The 2122-nt window shown below is 54.0% G+C and carries 1 protein-coding gene and 2 pseudogenes; all 3 read right to left on the bottom strand.

The genetic code is table 11. The annotated features are described in order from the left end of the window. A pseudogene (locus FVR03_RS25285) lies at positions 1–314 on the bottom strand (transposase); the annotation flags it as partial. Positions 315–355: 41 nt separating this feature from the next. Further along, positions 356–1663: pseudogene (locus FVR03_RS23980) on the bottom strand (ISL3 family transposase); the annotation flags it as partial. A gap of 15 nt (positions 1664–1678) precedes the next feature. Next, on the bottom strand, positions 1679–1954 hold the full coding sequence (locus FVR03_RS23985; protein WP_147924303.1) for a transposase family protein: 276 nt from the start codon (positions 1952–1954) through the stop codon (positions 1679–1681). Positions 1955–2122: the final 168 nt, after the last annotated feature.

The following is a 2122-nucleotide window of genomic DNA, read 5'->3' on the forward strand; positions in this document are numbered from 1 at the left end:
CCCTGCGGCGGCCCTCGCTTGGGCAGCACCTGCAGGGTGACCATCGTTTCTTTTCTGCAGCAGGGGCACAGGAGCGGATTGTACTCCTCCAACTCCCGCCGCTTCACCTTCCGGTTCTTCTCCTCAGGCAGCTGCTCTTTGATGGCCGGAATAGCGGTCGCCTTGCTGGTGCCACTGAGTATGCCGTAATGGCGTATGCGGACAAAGCCCCTGGGCAGGATATGGAGCGAAAAGCGGCGGATAAACTCCATCGCTTCCAGGCGCATCTGCTGCTGTTGGGCCCCTTTGCGGTAGTCTTTGTAGGAGAAGGTAGATATTCCGGTGATGCTGGATCAGCGTCACTTTAGGTGAGAGATTATCCTGTTCTTGCCAAGACGCGGATGCGCAGCAGAGCAAAGCTAGCCCTGCCGTACATCTGTCGTTTGATATTCTTGAGCCGGTTGACCTGTCCTTCCGTTTGACCGTTACTCCACTGGGAAGTCATCGCCTGGCGGACCGCCTCGAAATCCTGCCGGATCCCCTGCACGAAGCTCTTGAAACAGGCGTGTTGTAAAGCTCTTTCACACCAACTCTCCAAGCAGTTTCCCATTTTCCGCTCCATCATGGTTTTAAATTCCAGATTCAGTTCCCAAAGCTGCCTGAGCAGTGGGCTTTTCTCCAGTAGCTTAGTAAGCAGGGGTTTATCCTTTTCTCTCCAGTCTACCTCCGGCTGGCAAAGCGCAATACTCAGGCTGCGACCCGAGATGTTCATCCCTTTTCGGACAGGCGGCAGGCTTCCGAGTATCCTATCTTTGGGATAAGTAGTCAGCAGCTCAGTAAGAACTGTATAGGAACCGTTGTAGCCCATGGCCTTGATTTCCTTCAGCAGGGACTTTGCACACTGCTCCCCCTCTTGCCAGCGCTGGCGCAGATAAGCTTCGTATTCCAGCAAATTACTGCGCTTTGGTTGGGCTTTGGGCACAAAAGTCTGCAGGTCAAAGTATTTTCTGACTGTGTTACGGGAGATTCCCAGATGGCGGGCAATCGTTCTGAGGCCGTATTGCTGGCTCTGCAGTTGCTTGACCTGTTCAAAATCAGCCTGCCGCTTTTCTTGATGTTGCTCCATTCCGGCTGTTTGAGGCTGCATAGAAACATCTGGGGTTGCTACTGTGGTAACTGGCTCTGGCGGAGCCAAGGGATTAGATACTTCCAGGGCTGCTTCTTTGAGAAGCGCCCGCTGCGTGTCCAGAAACCGGGCCGTGTTCTCTCCCAGGTTTTTGAGCAGGTGCCAGCGGTCAGCAACCTGCGTGGCCTCAGGGCAGGCGTTGCTGATGGCATGGGCGTAGACAGAGGAGCGATCCCGGCTGACGATAGTAACCCCCGGATGCTCAGAGAGCCATTTCTCCAGCGTTCCCCCTTCCCGGTCCGGCAGCAAATCCACCGGCTGTCTTTTTTCCATGTCAACCAGTATAGTGCCGTAGGCCTCCCTTTTCCGGAAAGCAAAGTCATCCACACCCAACACGGTAGGAGTAAGCACTTCCTCTTCAGGAGACTTTTTGATAATGCGCAGCACCGTGGAGGCACTGATAGGAAAACCAGTCCGGCAGCAAATCCTCGCGCCCGGCTTACTGCCCATTTCCAACCCAATGGCCAGGATTTGTTGCGTTGCCCGCTCCAGCCGCCGGGCATACGGCTTTAGCTAGCCCACTTCCTGCTGGGCAAATATTTTTCTGGGACAGCTTCCCTGTTCACAGAAGAACTTGCGGCAGCAAAGCAGCAGTGTCACCTTTTTGCCACTCATGGAGAGGTCCCGCACGCTCCGCTGGTAGAGGCTGTGCACATGGCTGCTCGGGGCACCGCAGACAGGGCAATAGCCAACAGGAGCGGTAAAAATCAGACACATCGTAACAGATGCTTCGCTGACACAAGTATCCAATACTTCAAATTCAGCTGGTAAAAGTAAGGCCGTTTCCATCCCTTCTTTTACTAGGTGAAGGCTGATTTTGTACGCCTCACCTAAAGTGACGCTGAACCAGTATGAGCCGGATTATCCAACTCTGGCTTCTGCCGGCAATGGTGATTTTCTGAAGGAACTTCTCGTAAAGCTCATGAAAACCTGCTACCTTGGAACAAGCAGTCTGGA

Origin of the sequence: Pontibacter qinzhouensis, from assembly GCF_008017455.1 — a bacterium.
Taxonomy (GTDB): Bacteria; Bacteroidota; Bacteroidia; order Cytophagales; family Hymenobacteraceae; genus Pontibacter; species Pontibacter qinzhouensis.

What these genes read in the sequence shown, in the direction of transcription:
- FVR03_RS23985 (WP_147924303.1), bottom strand. Translation starts at nt 1,954, where the DNA reads ATGGAAACGGCCTTACTTTTACCAGCTGAATTTGAAGTATTGGATACT.